Origin of the sequence: Novosphingobium sp. (assembly GCF_031424035.1) — a bacterium.
Taxonomy (GTDB): domain Bacteria; phylum Pseudomonadota; class Alphaproteobacteria; order Sphingomonadales; family Sphingomonadaceae; genus Novosphingobium.
This window is the reverse complement of record NZ_JANPGP010000071.1, coordinates 1-15,716: the sequence shown is the minus strand read 5'-3', so window position 1 is coordinate 15,716 and position 15,716 is coordinate 1. Positions and strand designations below refer to the sequence as shown.

General features: G+C 62.4%; 14 protein-coding genes and 1 tRNA gene. 9 read left to right on the top strand and 6 right to left on the bottom strand.

Annotated elements, in window-relative coordinates:
• The first annotated feature begins 989 nt into the window (after nucleotides 1–989).
• Complete coding sequence (locus RMO89_RS10950) at nucleotides 990–1,358, top strand: hypothetical protein (protein ID WP_310533087.1); 369 nt, start codon at nucleotides 990–992, stop codon at nucleotides 1,356–1,358.
• Nucleotides 1,359–1,456: 98 nt separating this feature from the next.
• On the opposite strand, the gene RMO89_RS10945 is transcribed toward RMO89_RS10950, so the two are convergent.
• The 3 genes from RMO89_RS10945 to RMO89_RS10935 all read right to left on the bottom strand — a co-directional run bounded on the left by RMO89_RS10945 (nucleotide 1,457) and on the right by RMO89_RS10935 (nucleotide 5,832).
• Entirely contained in the window at nucleotides 1,457–2,794 is a 1,338-nt protein-coding gene (locus tag RMO89_RS10945; RefSeq protein ID WP_310533086.1) for an amidohydrolase family protein, read from the bottom strand.
• Nucleotides 2,791–4,185, bottom strand: coding sequence for an amidohydrolase (locus tag RMO89_RS10940; protein WP_310533084.1), 1,395 nt, complete (start codon nucleotides 4,183–4,185; stop codon nucleotides 2,791–2,793). The genes RMO89_RS10945 and RMO89_RS10940 overlap by 4 nt, the downstream gene beginning before the upstream one ends.
• Nucleotides 4,186–4,260: 75 nt before the next feature.
• Nucleotides 4,261–5,832: a peptide MFS transporter gene (locus tag RMO89_RS10935; RefSeq protein WP_310533082.1), complete on the bottom strand. Its 1,572-nt coding sequence runs from the start codon at nucleotides 5,830–5,832 to the stop codon at nucleotides 4,261–4,263.
• Between the two features lie 167 nt (nucleotides 5,833–5,999).
• Between RMO89_RS10935 and RMO89_RS10930 the strand changes: the two genes are divergently transcribed.
• From RMO89_RS10930 to RMO89_RS10920, 3 genes are all read left to right on the top strand, one after another.
• The gene (locus tag RMO89_RS10930; protein ID WP_310533088.1) at nucleotides 6,000–6,338 is read left to right on the top strand and encodes a GntR family transcriptional regulator; all 339 of its coding nucleotides are present in this window, start codon (nucleotides 6,000–6,002) and stop codon (nucleotides 6,336–6,338) included.
• 131 nt (nucleotides 6,339–6,469) lie between these two features.
• The gene (locus RMO89_RS10925) at nucleotides 6,470–6,751 is read left to right on the top strand and encodes an integration host factor subunit beta (protein ID WP_310533081.1); all 282 of its coding nucleotides are present in this window, start codon (nucleotides 6,470–6,472) and stop codon (nucleotides 6,749–6,751) included.
• A 171-nt stretch (nucleotides 6,752–6,922) separates the two neighbouring features.
• Nucleotides 6,923–7,007 (top strand) — tRNA-Leu (locus RMO89_RS10920).
• Between the two features lie 80 nt (nucleotides 7,008–7,087).
• Here the strand turns inward: RMO89_RS10920 and RMO89_RS10915 are convergent.
• Both RMO89_RS10915 and RMO89_RS10910 read right to left on the bottom strand, forming a co-directional pair.
• The gene (locus RMO89_RS10915) at nucleotides 7,088–8,473 is read right to left on the bottom strand and encodes a sensor histidine kinase (RefSeq protein ID WP_310533080.1); all 1,386 of its coding nucleotides are present in this window, start codon (nucleotides 8,471–8,473) and stop codon (nucleotides 7,088–7,090) included.
• Nucleotides 8,470–9,222, bottom strand: coding sequence for a response regulator transcription factor (locus tag RMO89_RS10910; RefSeq protein WP_310533079.1), 753 nt, complete (start codon nucleotides 9,220–9,222; stop codon nucleotides 8,470–8,472). The genes RMO89_RS10915 and RMO89_RS10910 overlap by 4 nt, the downstream gene beginning before the upstream one ends.
• A gap of 13 nt (nucleotides 9,223–9,235) precedes the next feature.
• On the opposite strand from RMO89_RS10910, the gene RMO89_RS10905 reads away from it, so the two are divergent.
• The 4 genes from RMO89_RS10905 to RMO89_RS10890 are packed head-to-tail and all read left to right on the top strand — an operon-like array spanning nucleotide 9,236 to nucleotide 15,146.
• Nucleotides 9,236–10,363, top strand: coding sequence for an efflux RND transporter periplasmic adaptor subunit (locus RMO89_RS10905; protein ID WP_310533078.1), 1,128 nt, complete (start codon nucleotides 9,236–9,238; stop codon nucleotides 10,361–10,363).
• Between the two features lie 4 nt (nucleotides 10,364–10,367).
• On the top strand, nucleotides 10,368–13,487 hold the full coding sequence (locus tag RMO89_RS10900) for a CusA/CzcA family heavy metal efflux RND transporter (RefSeq protein WP_310533077.1): 3,120 nt from the start codon (nucleotides 10,368–10,370) through the stop codon (nucleotides 13,485–13,487).
• Entirely contained in the window at nucleotides 13,480–14,739 is a 1,260-nt protein-coding gene (locus RMO89_RS10895; protein ID WP_310533075.1) for a TolC family protein, read from the top strand. Before RMO89_RS10900 ends, RMO89_RS10895 begins: the two co-directional genes overlap by 8 nt.
• Nucleotides 14,736–15,146: a hypothetical protein gene (locus RMO89_RS10890; RefSeq protein ID WP_310533074.1), complete on the top strand. Its 411-nt coding sequence runs from the start codon at nucleotides 14,736–14,738 to the stop codon at nucleotides 15,144–15,146. The genes RMO89_RS10895 and RMO89_RS10890 overlap by 4 nt, the downstream gene beginning before the upstream one ends.
• Before the next feature lie 88 nt (nucleotides 15,147–15,234).
• Here the strand turns inward: RMO89_RS10890 and RMO89_RS10885 are convergent, their stop codons facing one another.
• Nucleotides 15,235–15,441 carry a hypothetical protein gene (locus RMO89_RS10885; RefSeq protein WP_310533073.1) on the bottom strand — a complete coding sequence of 69 codons (207 nt, stop codon included), beginning with the start codon at nucleotides 15,439–15,441 and terminating at the stop codon, nucleotides 15,235–15,237.
• A gap of 32 nt (nucleotides 15,442–15,473) precedes the next feature.
• Here RMO89_RS10885 and ccsA point away from each other — a divergent pair.
• Nucleotides 15,474–15,716, top strand: a 243-nt coding sequence (gene ccsA, locus RMO89_RS10880) for a cytochrome c biogenesis protein CcsA (protein ID WP_409035542.1), incomplete at its 3' end; no start/stop codon positions are given.

The window sequence follows — 15,716 nt, the reverse complement described above, 5'->3', positions numbered from 1 at the left end:
GCGCCGCCGGCGCTTTGGGCGTCGTGGTGTTTCACGGCGTTGGTGGGGATCACCTTGCAGTGTCGGACGAAGCGCACCGCGAACTCCTGACCCATCTGGCCGCACACCCCGACACCTGGGTGGCGACGTTCAGCGACGCGATGAGCTACATCCAGGCACATTGACGCATCTCGTAACCGCGCGCCACGTCTGTTGACCAACGCGCCGCTCTGCGGGGTGCGGAATCGGGCGGGGATGCCGTGCCGATGCCCGGCGATAAAGGGCAAGGCGCGATGCAAGCGCCACGGGCGGGGGTAACGGCTCAGGCGCGCCCCAGGGCGAGCGCAACCGCATGTGGAGGCATGGTGGTGACACCGCAGAGGCAATGGCGCTCCGGCAGGCAGCCAGGCGACATTTACAGCCCAATGCGGCCGTTCCGGACACGACAACATTGCGGACGGTCCGACAAGGTGTCACCCTATCGATGTTCGATGTTCAAGTGCGGGTAGTTTGATCGGTGAGTTTGCGGCGGACATTTTGGCGCTACGCATATCGGCGATATCAGATACGGAAGCCCTCCGTTTTGCGGGAACGACTTGCGTTTGGTGTCGCGATTTTCTTTGCGCTTATCTATGCTATTGCTTTCTGGAATGATTTTGAGAGAAACCTCGAAGTTCTGCCAGGTGTGATTGGGTTTGTTGTTTTGCCTCTCGCATTAGCGGTGGCGCACCGGCGCATCCGTCTTGAACGCGCAAAGGGCAGAGACGCTTTGTACCGAAAACTGCTGGCCAGTAGCGACTAGTGAGCACGCGGTCTTGGCAAAGGCAAGCATTGTGTCTGCTTCAGCTTCCCGCGACTTTCCCGCCATAGCGCTGGCCTGATATGTGCCCCGAAAGCTGCCATTGATTCAGCAACGCCGTGAACGTCTGCAAACGCGTCATGCTTGGCAAAAGCTGTCATTCCGGAAACGACAACATTGCGGACATTCGGCTCTTCGCTAATTTAGCTGAATGGAACACGCTTTGCTTGCCTCCTTTCTTGAAGGCACTACGCCCGCTGAGGACTTCGCCGAAGCCATTGAGCAGGAAGTTGACGCTTGCGACGCGGGGCTCCGGTCTCCTGCTAATGTCGGCTACATTATCATCACGGATGGTCCGCAGTTTACCGTCACTCAGGAGCATATGGGGAGGCTGCTTCAGTCCCTGCTCAACAAGACTCTCCCATGGAAGTCGGCAAATTACACCGGTGATTGCCTGATGATGAGCGATGATTTTCGACCTGAAAACGACGAAGTCGCTGAGGCGATCGAGTTTTTGGCAGATGATAGCCGACCGCCTACCAGTGAAGAGACGCGCGAATTGCTCGAAAACTTGCAATGAAGGCAGCTTCCCACGACAATCCAGCCGCTGGGCGTGCGGCAAATGGATCGCCAAAACCTGTCATCTAGCCCGAACCGGAACTGGTCTCCCCTGACTACCTACCAATCATAAGCCTTGGGCAAGGCGCCTTCCTGCGGCTGCATATAGCGGTTGCGCAGGCGGGTCTGGTGGTTTTCCAGCGGCTGCTCGACACCGTCGATGAAGACCGAAACCACGCCGCTGGTCATTTCCAGCGGGTCGCCGTCCCAGATCACCAGATCACCGGCGCGGCCGGCTTTCAGGCTGCCGAAGCGGTCGCCCATGCCGATGGCGTCTGCCGGGCCTGAGGTGATCGAGGCGATCGCCTTGTCCCAGGTGAGCCCGCTGGCGCGCGGTACGCGGGTGAGGCCGACGAGGTTGCCGGCGTACTGCGTGGCGTGACGCGGCTGGTCGGCAAAGGCACCGAGCGAGACGCGGACACCGGCGGCGGACATGCGCCCGACGTTGGACTGGGTGGCGGCGAGGTGTTCGAAGTCGCTCGGCAGGTCGCTGAGCGGCTTGGCGATCACCGGCACGCGGGCCTGGGCGACTTCACCGGCAACCTGCCAGCCCTCGGTCGCGCCGACGATCACCAGCTTGAGCAGCGGGAAATCGGCCTTCAGCGCCAGTGCGGCGCGGATGTCGGCGGCACGTTCGGCGCGGACGTAAAGCGGCTGCAGGCCGTTGACCACCGGCACCAGCGCGGCTGCATCGAAGCGGCTCAGCACCGTGTCGCCGGGCCGCTCGGGCGTGGTCGTTGCCAGCCGCATGTCGGCGGCGGCCACGTTTGGCCCATGGCGGCGGGCAAGGTCGCGTGCTTCGGCCAGGGCGTTGCGCAGCACGGCATGGGCGGCCACGCGGCTGCCCCCGGCGATGCGCCCGCCGTCCTCTCCCAGTTCGACGAACTGGAAGGCGCGCGATTGCACCACGGGGTCGCTGTCCGCACCCAGATCGATGACTGCACCTTGGCCGGCGAAGATCGAATTGGTCGCGCCGCCGATGACGGCTGCGCGGGTCACGCCGGCAGCGCGGCTGATCGCGATCGGCTGGGCCGACGGATTGATCGCCGCCGAATAGTCGAGCGCCGCGCCGAACGGCGCGCGGCTCGATCCGGTATCGTTGCTGGTATCGTCCGATTCGACATCGACAAGGCCGAGGTCGGTGACGGCGACGACAATCCCGGGGGTGACGAACTTGCCGCCCGCATCGATCGTCCGCATCCCCGCCGGAACCGCAACGCCGACACCGGCGCTGACGACCTTGCCGCCCGAGACGATCACGGTGCCGCCGCGAATCGGGGCCGAGCCATCGCCGATCACCAGCGTGGCATTGGTCACCGCGACCGACTGCGCTAGCGCAGGCGCGGCGGTGAGGACGAGCAGCGCCGTGGCTGCGAGTGCCGTTACGCGGGCGCTCATTTCACGTCTCCTTCACCGGGCTGGCCAAGTTCGAAATCGCTGACCGGTCGCCGCTTGGGGTCGGCGGCGTCGAACATCAGCGCGCCATCGATCCATACCTTGTCGGGGCGGGCATAAGTGCTCAGCGGGTGGGCATTCCACAGCACGACATCGGCCATCTTGCCCGCAGCAAGGCTGCCGGTCTGCTTGTCGATGCCCATGGCAGTCGCCGGGTTGAGCGTCAGCCAGCGGATCACTTCCTCGTCAGTGATGGCAATGCCGGCGCGCTTGGCATCGCCCTGCACCTTGGCGGCTTCCTGATTGAGCCGCTGGATGCCGTTTTCATCGTCGGAGTGGATCACCACGCAGGCGCCCGCCTTGTAAAGCAGGGCGGCGTTTTCGGGGATCGCGTCATAGGCTTCCATCTTGAAGCCCCACCAGTCCGCCCAGACGGCGCTGCATACGCCGTTTTCCTTGAGCAGGTCGCCGATCTTGTAGCTTTCCACCGCGTGGTGGAAGGCGGTGACCTTGTAGCCGAACTCCTTGGCCATATCGAGGACGATGGCCATTTCATCGGCGCGGTAACAGTGGTTCTGGATCAGGATTTCGCCGTCGAGCACGCCGGCCAGCGTCTCCATGGCAAGGTCACGCGTTTCCAGCTTGCCGGCATCGCGCTTGCGGCGGTAATCCTGCGCCTTGATCCAGGTTGCGCGGTTGACCGCCAGGTTGCCCATGCGGGTGGAGGGCATGCGGCCCTTTTCGCCATAGACCCGCTTGGGGTTCTCGCCGCAGGCCATCTTCAGGCTGTAGGGCGCGCCGGGGAATTTCATCCCCTGCATCGTGCGCGAATAGACGTTCTTGAGCGTGACCGAGCGCCCGCCCATCAGGTTCGCCGAACCGGGCAGGATCTGCAGCGAGGTCACGCCGCCATTGGCCAGAGCGCGGCTGAAACCGGGGTCCTGCGGCCAGACCGAATGTTCGGCCCAGACCTCGGCCGTGGTTGGCGCGGTGGCCTCATTGCCGTCCGAAAGGCCCTGGATGCCCGGGCTGGGATAGTCGCCAAGGTGGCTGTGGATGTCGATGATGCCGGGGGTAACGAACTTGCCCGTGCCGTCGATCACTTGAACGCCCGCGCCGACTTCGACCTTGCCAGTGTGGATCGCGACCATCTTGCCGTCGCGGAATTCGACACTGGCATTGTCGTACCGGCGTCCTTCGCCATCGAACACCGTGGCCCCGACGATCAGCGTCGGGGTTCCGGCATAGGGCCGGTAAGTCGAAGGGTAAGGGTTCTTGTTGAAGCTGGCCGCCGGCGAGGGCGCAGGTTTCTTGTCCTTGTCCTTGGCTCCGCTGACCGGAGCCGCAAGGATCAAGGCCAGCGCCGCCGCGCCAAGCGATAGGTTCAAACGCACGAGTGTGCCCCCTTTGTCATGTCAGAACGCGCGGACCCCGATTGTCTCAAGGTCCGCGCATCAGGTCTTCTTGGTCTAGCGGTCTTCCAGCGTGCCGAGGTGCATCCACTTCTTCACGAAAGGTGAAAGCAGCAGCACCACTGCCGCGACGCCGAGTGTGATCCAGCCGATCTTGCTGTAGATCGCCAGGGTCAGCTCCTTCGACATCTCGCCGCTTTCGCCGCCGGTCGCCTCGCCGATCTTGCCGGCTACGAAGTTGCCCACTGCGGTCATGTAGAACCACGCGCCCATGATGAAGCTGCCAAGGTGCAGCGGGGCAAGGCGGGTCATCGCCGAAAGGCCGACAGGCGACAGGCAAAGCTCGCCGGTGGTCTGCAGCAGGTAGATCAGGAAGACGAACAGGACCGGGGTCATCGCCTCGATACCGACGGCCTTGGCACCCCAGACAAAGACGAGGAACGACAGACCGACCTGTACCAGCGCGAGGCCGAACTTGGCCGGGGCCGAAGGCTCAAGCCCGCGCTTGCCCAGCCATTGCCACAGCCCGGCGAACAGCGGGGCGAGCAGCACGATGTAGATCGGGTTGATCGACTGGAACAGGCTGGTCGGCACCCCGCCGCGATCGACGTACTTGTCGGTATAGAGGCTCAGCGAACCACCAGCCTGTTCGAACAGGCCCCAGAAGATCGGGTTGAGCGCAATGAGGAAGAGGATGGCGAAGATCCGCTCGCGCGCTTCCTTCGGCAGCTTGAACGCTTCGTACAGCGTGTAGCCCAGCATGCCGACGCCGGTGACGATCAGCAGGTTCTGGATTACGCTTTGATACTGGATGAGGAACCAGATCACCGCCACGGCGGCAATACCCACGCCGTAAAGCCTGAACTCGCCTGACCGGGTCAGCGGCTTGGGCGGTTCTGCCCGCTCAAGCAGCGCCGGACGGCCGATCACGAAGATGATCAGACCCAGCACCATGCCGATGCCGGCTAGGCCGAAGCCCCACGACCAGCCGAGCGTTTCGCCGAGATAGCCGACGAGTATCGTGCCCAGTGCCGCGCCGACGTTCACGCCCATGTAGAAGATGGTGTAGGCGGCATCACGGCGCACGTCGGTCATGCGGTAGAGCTTGCCGACGATCACCGAGATGTTCGCCTTGAGGAAGCCCGAACCGACGATGATCAGCGCCAGTGCCAGCCAGAACACGTTGATCGCCGGATCGCCCTGCTTGGACAGCGGGTCGGCCACGCCCTGCATGCCTTCATAGGCCATGAACAGGTGCCCGAAGGCGAGCAGCACGCCGCCGAAGAACACGGCTTTGCGCTGGCCCAGCCAGCGGTCAGCGAGATAGCCGCCGAGCACCGGGGTAATATAGACGAGGCTGGTATAGGCACCATAGATCAGGTTGCCCTTGGCATCGTTGAACAACCAGAACTTGGTGAGGTAGAGGATCAGCAGCGCCCGCATGCCGTAGTAGGAAAAGCGCTCCCACATCTCGGCGTAGAACAGGACGAACAGGCCCCGCGGGTGACCGATAACCTCTTCGCTCTTGCGTCCAGCGATCACGCCGCCAACGACCAGGAAGGCGAAGAGGGCAATGGCCGCGATCGCCGCGATCCAGTCCCCTTCGTTCCACAGTGCCATGTCCTTCATTCAATACTCCTCAAGACCAGCCCTGCGCGGCATCGTTTCATGCCTGCGCCAAAGCGGGCACCCTAGCGCCAAAATGGCCGAGGGGAAGAAACTAATTGCCAAAGAAACCACATCGCTTCCCGCCGCCGCGCTTGCGTGAAGCGCTGTATTATGGCACTGACGCACCCATGAAACAGAGCCAGCCGGTCTATCTCAAGCTTCGCGACCTGATTGCCGCCGCGATCATCGATGGCACCTATCCCGAAGGCGCAATGCTCCCTTCGGTTCGCGCCTTCGCGGCAGAGCAAGGCGCCAATCCGCTGACCGTGGCCAAGGCCTATCAGTTGTTTCAGCTCGAAGGTCTGGTCGAAGTCCAGCGCGGGGTGGGCATGTATGTCGCCAAGGGCGCGGCGGAGCAGCTTCGGCTGGCCGAACGCAAGACTTTTGTGACGAAGGAATGGCCGGCCATCGCCGCGCGGATGCGGATGCTGGGGCTGGAACCGGCCGATCTGCTCGCAGGGGTTTGATTTTACGCGATTCAGGCGATTGCGTACTACTGTTCTTTCTGGCAGAGTGCGACTACGTTTTTCAGGTCCTCCAATGGGGAGGGTCGCGACCTGGAACGGGATAACGCCGCAGCGCGGCAATGGGAGTGACCATGATCCGTTCCGAACTTCTTCTCGCCCTTGCCAAGGAAAACCCCGAGTTACGCGCCGAGGAAGTCGAACGCGTGGTCGATATCTTCTTTGACGAGATCAGCGAACGGCTCGCCCAGGGCGGCCGCGTCGAACTGCGCGGCTTTGGCGCGTTCTCCACCCGCGAACGCGAAGCCCGCACCGGCCGCAACCCGCGCACCGGCGAATCGGTCAGCGTTCCGGGCAAAAAGGTGCCCTACTTCAAGCCCGGCAAGGAAATGCGCGCGCGCCTCAACGTGACTTGACGCATTTGTAGTGCGCCCATCACATCCGTGTTGGGCTTGCGGCACCGGCCCGCTCCCCCTACCCGCCACCCAGAGTATACAATCTCGGTGGGTGGCCGGGGGGGGGAGCGGGCCGGTGCCGTTAGGAAGGGCTGGATAGCCCTTCCGCACTGCCGTAAGGCAGACAAAAGAGCGGACGTGGCGGAATGGTAGACGCCGGGGACTTAAAATCCCCTGATCCTTGATCGTGTGGGTTCGAGTCCCACCGTCCGCACCATGTAGTCCTCACCATCAGGCGCTATAACCGCCTCTAAATCGCGTCACCGGTCGTTCGTCGATCCGGTCGCCGGATAGCGATCATCGCGCAGCGCAAGGTATTGCGGCGATCGTCACTCCCAGTCCTCCCATTTCGGCATCACTTGGGGTGATCCGCAAGTCGAGCCCATAAGCGTCAGCAATGTCGCGGGCGATGGCAAGGCCAAGGCCGGAACCAGGGCGGCTTTCATCAAATCGTGTGCCGATTGCGAACGCCTTGCTGATCTGCTGCGACGTCATGCCCTTACCGTCGTCCGCGATATGGATGGCTTCGTGCGAAACAGATATCCTGACATTCCGTGTTGCCCATTTGCCGGCGTTGTCCAGCAGAATGGAAAGCAATTCCATGAGGTCCACAGCATCGATCGGAAGGGTTTGGTCGTTGGCGATGGTGGTGGTTAGTCGGAAGTCGATATCCGGGTGCAAGCGCTGCATGGCTGAGATTATCTGCGGCAGGACATCGATGATCCGGCAGTTCGAACCGGGCGCTTCATTCCCTGCTGCGGATCGCACGCGCGCAAGGCGAAAATCGATCTGCTGTATCATCATCTGCGACTGGTTCAGCAGGATCGCTGCCGCCGCTCCGGTTTCAGGCCGTTTTGCCAGTTGCTCGGCCTCATCGACAATGACTGCCAGCGGAGTTCGCAAGGCATGGGCGAGGTTGCCTGCCTCTACCCGGCCGCGATCGACAATCCTTTTGTTGTGCGTGATGTAAGCGTTCAGGTTGTCAACGAGCGGTGCAATTTCGCTCGGGTAGCGGCCATTCAGGCCATCGGGGTTACCGCTGTGCAGGCGTGAAATGGCCTGCGCCAGACGATCCATGGGCTGGAAGCCAAATGTCACAATGGCGAGGCCAGTGATTAATAGAGAGACGGCCAGCGCGGCGAGCCATGCCAGCAGTTCACTTGTGAAGCTCTGGATGACGTTATCGAGCAGACGCTGGTCGGTAGCGATCAGGTAGTGAATCTCTTTGCCGCCCGGCTGTCTTTGCGCAAAGCCATAAGTGATTGTCGGACCCGTCGGTCCTTTCTCAACGAGATGCACGATGTCCGGGGAATGCGCGACCTTCTCTTCCAACTTGCCGCGCGTCATCGATGGTGAGCGCAAAGTCGCTCCACCTTCAACGCTGACCTGCCAGTAGAAACCCGAGAGGGGAATCAGATAGCGCGGATCGGAGAGTGGCCGGTTGAGCGACAACGAACCGTCCTTGCCAGATTGCACCAGTCCGGCCAGCTCCTTCACATGTACGGAGAGTTCCTCGTGATATTGTTCCTCGACATGTTTGGCGAAAAGCCGGGTTGCCGATAACCCGATGCCGCCGATGCCCAGCGCGACCCATATGAAAATGGCCAGCATCACCCGCAGGCGCAGGCTGTCCCAGTTCCAACGCGCGTACAAGGCGCTGATCCCGGCCGGGCGACCCGTCACGCGCCAAACCTGTAACCAAAACCACGCACAGTCTGAATACGTTCGGTGCCGACCTTGCGCCGCAATCGCGAAACCAGGACTTCAGCGGCATTGCGATCGCGAGGGGCATCCAGACTGTAGAGCTGCTCGACAATGTCCTCCTGCGGAAAGACCTGACCCGGGCGGCGCATGAATATGTGCAGGAGGCGAAATTCCTGCTTGCTGAGGGAAAGCTGCAAGCCATCGCATTGCGCCGTCCGGGTAACTGGATCGAGCCGGACCCCCAAAGCTTCAAGGCAAGTGCTACGTTCGCTGCCATGGCGGCGCAAGAGCGCGTGCAGCCGGGCCAGCAATTCCTCGAAACGGACTGGCTTCACCACGAAATCGTCAGCCCCTGTGTTGAGGCCTTCCACCTTGTCCTGCCAGCTTCCGCGCGCGGTCAGGATCAGGACCGGACAGGTGACCTTGCGGCCGCGCCAGATACGCAAAAGTTCCAGCCCGGTGCCGTCAGGCAGACCTAGATCGAGAATAGCGGCCGCGACCTTGTCCATGTCTGGCCAGGCCTCGCCCTCGCTGAGTGAATTTGCGACATCGACGGCGAATCCTGCTCCCACCAGGCGTTCAGAAAGACGCCGGGCGAGCTGTTGATCGTCTTCCACAAGCAGGATGCGCATCTCGGGTCCGTAGGTTGCAGGCTGGCAAATTGCCAGATGTGAACCTGACGATAGATGCCAATTCTGACAAGGTGCTGTCAGCTTGGCGATGCACATGGTCCGGATGAACATGCGCAATTTAGACAAGCGGCACATTGCTGCGGCAACTGCCGTTCTGGCCGTGGTGACGGCCGGGTACTGGGTCACACGTAGTGACGGCGGGGCAACTTCCGGACCGCAAGCGACCGCTGCCGACCCGGGTCATTTGAGCGAAGTCCAGATTCGTCAGCTTGGTATCCGGCTCGAACCCGCACGCGAAGCCGGTGCGGCTCCCGTTGGCACCGTGCCGGGCGTCGTTTCGCTGCCGCCTGAGGCGAGGGTTGCGGTGACCAGCCCATTTGCCGGCACGGCGTTGCGCATTCTGGTGATTCAGGGAGAAGTTGTCTCGGCAGGCCAGCCTCTGGCGGTCGTTCGCGCGGCTGAAACAGTGCAGTTCGGCGCTGAACTCTCGCGGGCACAAGCAGATCTTGGCGTCTCCCGCGCTGCGGCCGATCGACTGGCGCTGCTGGCGAGAGAAGGCGTCGTCGCAGGTGCGCGGGCCGACGAGGCCCGGGCCATGGTGAACCGAAACGAAGCTACGATCCGCGAGAACCGCCGGCTCCTGGCGATGGCAGGTGCCTCTGGCGATGGCACGGTCACGCTGCGGGCGCCGATTGCCGGCCGCGTCGCGACCGTTGCCATCGATGCCGGCGCCGCGGTGGGCGGGGGCGGTGCGGCACCCTTCGTGATCGAAAACGACGCGGCATTGATGCTGGACCTGCAGGTGCCGGAACGCCTTGCGGCTCAATTGCGCCCCGGAATGACTGTGGAATTGGCCACTGCTGCCGGCGCGTCCGCAACAATCACAGGCCGGTTGCTCTCGGTGGCGACTTCACTGGATCCGGTGACGCGCTCGGTTGCCGCCAAGGCAAGCCTCTCTGCCGCATCGGGGCTGGTGCCTGGCAAGGGCGTCATGGCTATCATCAGTGGCAATGCCGGAGATGGCAAACTTGGGGTTTCGGTGCCTTCGGTGGCCGTGACCCGTGTCGAAGGACAAGACTACGTCTTTGTCCGCAATGGGTCACGGTTTGTCCGCCGCCGCGTTGTTGTCGCTGCTGAAGTTGGTGGCCGCAGCGTGCTGAGCGCTGGTCTGAAGCCGGGCGAACCCGTGGCGATCAGCGGTGTCGCCGAGCTCAAATCGTTGCTGGCAGGGCAATAACGGCATGCTGAACCGGCTTATCGAACGCGCACTTGGCCTGCGCCTTGCCGTCTTGACGCTGGCACTGATTCTGGCGGGTATTGGGACATGGGCCTTCCTTCGCCTGCCGATTGATGCCTTTCCAGACATCAGCTCCACTCAGGTCAAAATCATCCTCAAAGCACCGGGAATGACACCGGAGGAAGTTGAAAGCCGGGTAATTGCGCCGATCGAGATGGAGATGCTGGGCATCCCCGATCAGGCCAACCTGCGTTCAGTGGCAAAATATGCCATTGCCGACGTGACCATCGATTTCAAGGATGGCACCGACATCTATTGGGCGCGCGGCCAGGTGGCAGAGCGCCTCAACGGCGTAATAGGCGATCTTCCTGCTGCCGTGACCGGCGGAATGGCCCCCATCAGCACGCCGCTGTCCGACATGTACATGTTCACGCTCGATGGTCCGCAAAGCCTTGCGGAGAAACGCCGGGCGCTTGACTGGATAATCCGCCCCGCGCTGCGCACCGTTCCCGGTGTTGCAGACGTCAATTCGCTGGGTGGTTATGCCGAGACCTTCGAGGTCGCACCTGACGCCCTGGCCCTTGCGGCGGCAGGTCTTACTGTCTCGGACCTGACCAGCGCCATCGAAAGCGGCAATCGCAACGATGGCGCTGGTCGCCTTGTCTCGGGCGAAGAAGCTCTGATCGTGCGCGCGACCGGAGCCATTCATACGCTGGAGGATCTCGTCGCCGTGGTTGTGCGGTCTGCCGATGGACGGATCTTGCGGATCGGTGACGTGGCAAGCGTGCGCACCGGCAGTCTCACGCGTTATGGCGCGGTTACCCACAAGGGTACGGGTGAGGCGGTGCAGGGCTTGGTCATCGGGCTGAAGGGCGCGGATGCCAGCCAGGTCGTCAGCGGGGTCAAGGCGCGGCTGGCAGAGATCCAGCCCAGCCTGCCAAAAGGCATGGTCGTTTCGGTGTTCTATGATCGTTCCGAACTGATCGGAAAAGCTGTCGGCACAGTGGAAAAGGCACTGCTTGAAGCCACGCTGCTGGTTGTCGTGCTGCTGTTGCTGTTCCTCGGTGATGTGCGTGCCTCGGTGATCGTGGCGCTGGCCTTGCCGATGGCGGCGTTGCTGACATTTATCGCCATGAAAGCGGTAGGCTTGACGGCCAATCTGATGAGCCTGGGCGGACTTGCCATCGCGGTCGGTATGCTGGTCGATGGTGCGGTCGTTGTAGTTGAAAACGTGGTTGAGCGCTTGTCGGACCCAAAACACGCGCGCGCCGGCAAGCTGCACAACGTCTTTGTCGCCTCCGTTGAAGTGGCCAAACCCGTGACATCCGGGATGGCAATCATCGCGCTGGTCTTTTTGCCGCTGCTGACGCTGGAAGGCCTGGAGGGCAAACTGTTTGCCCCGGTCGCCATGACCATTGTGCTGGCGCTGATCTCGGCGCTGGCGCTGGCGCTGACACTGGTGCCGGTCCTGGCCTTCTATGTACTCAAAGTGCAGCAGGGCCACCACGAACCGTGGCTGATGCGGCAGCTTGGTCCGCGCTATGTAAACCTGCTGGCTGGTGCCTTTGTACGCAAGAAACTGGTCTTCACTGTCGCGGGCATCTCGTTGCTCCTGACGGGCCTGGCCTATTCTGTCACCGGCAAGACCTTCCTGCCGACGATGGACGAAGGTTCGGTCCTCGTCCAATTGACCAAGTTGCCGTCTATCTCGCTGAAGCACAGCATCGAAGGCGATCTGCGCGCCCAGCAAGCGATCATGAGCCAGGTCCCAGAAGTGACTGATGTGATCGCGCGGGTCGGATCGGACGAGCTGGGCCTTGATCCCATGAGCCTCAATGAAACCGACAGCTTCCTTAAGCTCAAGCCCCGCGAAGAATGGCGCGTGCAGGACAAGGAGTGGCTGGTGGAAGAGCTGCGCAAGGTTTTGGCGGGGTTGCCCGGGATCGAACCCAGCTTCACCCAGCCGATCGAGATGCGCATTTCCGAAATGCTGACCGGCGCGCGCGGCGATCTGGCGATCAAGCTGTTCGGCCCTGACCTGGCCGAACTTTCACGCCTTGCCGGGCAGATACAGGGACGGCTGCAGAAGATACCCGGGACCAGCGAGGCCATGACCGTCGCCAACGACCGGGTCGACTATCTCCAGCTCGATATCGACCGGATTGCCGCCGGCCGTGCGGGCATGCCAGTCGACCAAATGCAGGATGCCATGAGAGCGCAAGTGGAGGGCGTGCGGGCCGGGGTCGTCGCCGATGGCACGCGCCGGGTTCCCATCGTCATCCGGGGCAACGGGCAGGACCTGTCGTCGCAGGGCTTTGCGGACCTGCTGTATCGCACCCCCGGCGGGCAGCTTGTACGCGCCAGCGACATAGCCCGCGTCACGCGAACCGAAGGCCCGGTGAAGCTTGAGCATGAAAACGGCTCGCGCTTTGCCATGGTGCAGGCATTTGTCTCGGGCAGGGATCTTGTCGGCTATGTCGAGGAGGCCAAGGCGGACATCGGCGCCAATGTGAAACTGCCGCCGGGCTACCGCATCGTCTGGGGCGGGCAGTTCGAAAATCAGCAGCGGGCTTCCGCCCGTCTGGCAGTGGTTTTGCCCATTGCCCTGCTGATGATTTTCGCGGTGCTTTATGCCACCCTGGCCTCTGCCCGCGCGTCGTTGCTGATCCTGCTGATGATCCCGTTCGCGCTGGTAGGTGGTATGATTTCGCTGGCGGTATCGGGTGAATATCTCTCGGTCCCGGCCTCGGTTGGCTTCATTGCCCTGCTGGGAATCGCCGTGCTCAACGGCCTCGTCATGGTCAGTTATTTTCGCCAGTTGCGCGAAAGCGGCATGTCGCTGGCGGACGCAGTCAGGCGCGGTGCCGAGCGCCGGTTGCGCCCGGTGCTGATGACAGCTGCCATCGCCGCCTTTGGACTCGTGCCGCTATTGTTTGCATCTGGTCCGGGTTCCGAAATCCAGAAGCCGCTGGCCATAGTTGTGATCGGCGGGCTGATCTCGTCCACCTTGCTGACGCTCATCCTCCTGCCGATCCTGTACGAGCGTTTCGGGGAGAGCCGTGCCGAACGTGAAGCGGGCGACCGGGCGCATCCCGCCAATGGTGAGGAGACGGCCAATGCGTAGCGCGTCATTGCTCATCGCCGTTGCTCTTGCCGCGTTGTCGGCAGACCTCCAGGCAGAGCCGGGATTACCCGATAAAGGACAACCCGAAAAAGGCCTGCCTGCACTGGCAGATGTTGCCGCTGCTCTCGATGCGCATCCTGCCGTTCTTGCCGCCAATGCCCGCACGTCTGCGGCTGGAGCAGAAGCTCGCGTCTTGCAGCGCGGCCCGCATGAATTCAGCATCACCGCAAGCTACGTCCGCCGCTCTGTCGACCGCGAAGGTCGGTTTGACGAATATGACGCGACGCTCAGCCGCGCCGTCCGCCTGCCCGGCAAGGCCCGACTTGATCGTGAAATCGGCGCGGCGGGGCTGGAGGCGTCCAGGAACCGCGCAGAAGACGCGCGCCATCAGGCCGCGCTTTTGCTGGCGCAAGGCTGGTGGGATTGGCTGGGTGCTGCGGGGGAGGCGGTGGTCGATCGCCAGGCGGTAGAAAACTATTCGCGCATGCTCGCCGCAACGCGCCGCCGGGTCTCCCTCCGCGATGCCGCCGAGCTTGAAGCCAATCAGGCCGAGGGTGCGCTGGGTGCGGCCCGGGTTGCCGCAGAACAGTCTGCCGGGCGCGAGGCCGTTGCCCGTGCACGACTTGCTGCCCAGTTCCCGGGCTTGCCAATACCCGGCGCTGCGCCTGAGGTCCCCCGCCCAGAACTGCCTGAAGGAGGGATCGAACACTTTGGCTCCAAGATCATTTCCCGCAGCCATGAGATCGCCGCAGCCGAAGCGGAAGCCTTGCGAATGGTGACCGTTGCGGAACGTGTCAGGCGGGACCGCATCGCCGATCCTTCGGTGGGCCTGCGACTGTTTTCCGAGCGGAATGGCGCGGAACGCGGTGCTGGCTTTGTCGTGTCAATGCCGCTGGGTGGCGGCCGTCGGCGCGCCGAGGCAGATCGCGCTGAAGCCGAGGCGGGCGCGGCCCGGGCCGAAGCAATGGCCGCGCGCTTCGCGGTAAACGAGATGGCCGCAACAGATCTGGCGGAAGCAAGGTCCCGCTATGAATCCTGGGTGCGCGCCCGCGAAGGGGTGAAGGCACAGGTCGCCGCATTGGTGAAGCTGCGGCTTGGCCAAGCGGCGGGAGAGTTCGGTCTGGCTGACGTCTTGCTGGGTGAGCGGCAAGTGCACGACGCCTTTCGTATGGAAGTGCTCGCGCGCACCGAAGCCCAACGGGCACTGACCCGATTGCGGATCGACAGCCATGAACTTTGGATTCTGGAATGAGTGAATTGATGGCGCATCTTAAGAAGGCACAAACTGCAGTCTTGGCAACCGTATGCTCAATGACCGTCACGGCCTGTGCAACTGGTCCGCAATTGCCTGCGCAAGTCAACTCTCTGGAATCCGACCCGTTCTCAATCGAATGGGTGCACGCTTATGTTGGAAAGAACGGGATATCGGTGACAGGGACAGTTCGACGTTCGCATGGCCGATATGGAATTATATCGGGCGACCTGGAGGTTGCAGCTCACCTCGAGGACGGCAGTGTGGTGACGTCCAAGTTGGTGCGGTGGGGGACATTCCCGCATCGTGGATCCCGTCGCGCCTCGTTTAATGCGCAATTGCCGGTTGCGGCATCATCGGTGGTTCGTTCGGTATCGGTCAGGTATATCAAGTCCAAGTCGATCTAGAATTGAGAGCCACGGGGCTAGTTCGTCTCGGTTTCGCTTGCTGCCAGGCGGCGAAGAGCGCGTGCAGCTTGGCGAGCTGTTGATAGTCTTACACAAGCAGGATGCGCATTTCGTGTCCGTAGGGCGCAGGATGGTAAATTGCCGGATGTGAACCTGACGATAGATGCCAATTCTGACAAGCTGCTGTCAGCTTGGCGATGCACATGGTCCGGATGAACATTTGCAATCCAGGCAAGCGGCACATTGCCGCAGCAACTGCCATTTTGGCCGTGATGAAGGGCGAGTACTTGGTCACGCTGCAACCAAACGCTTGCGGGTGAGCAATCAATGCATGGCTTTGCGAATCCCGCCCGTTTCCTGCGCCTTGCCCGGTGGCTGACGCCGCTGTTGCTGGTGACCGGACTGGTGCTGGCCTTTGGCGCGATGGCTTGGGGCGTTTTTGTGGGTCCCGCTGATGCGCTGCAAGGCGATTCGGTCCGCATCCTTTACCTGCATGTGCCCACCGCATGGCTCGGCATGGGTGGGTGGACGGCAATTGCGATTGCCAGTCTGGTCGAGATCGTCTGGCGC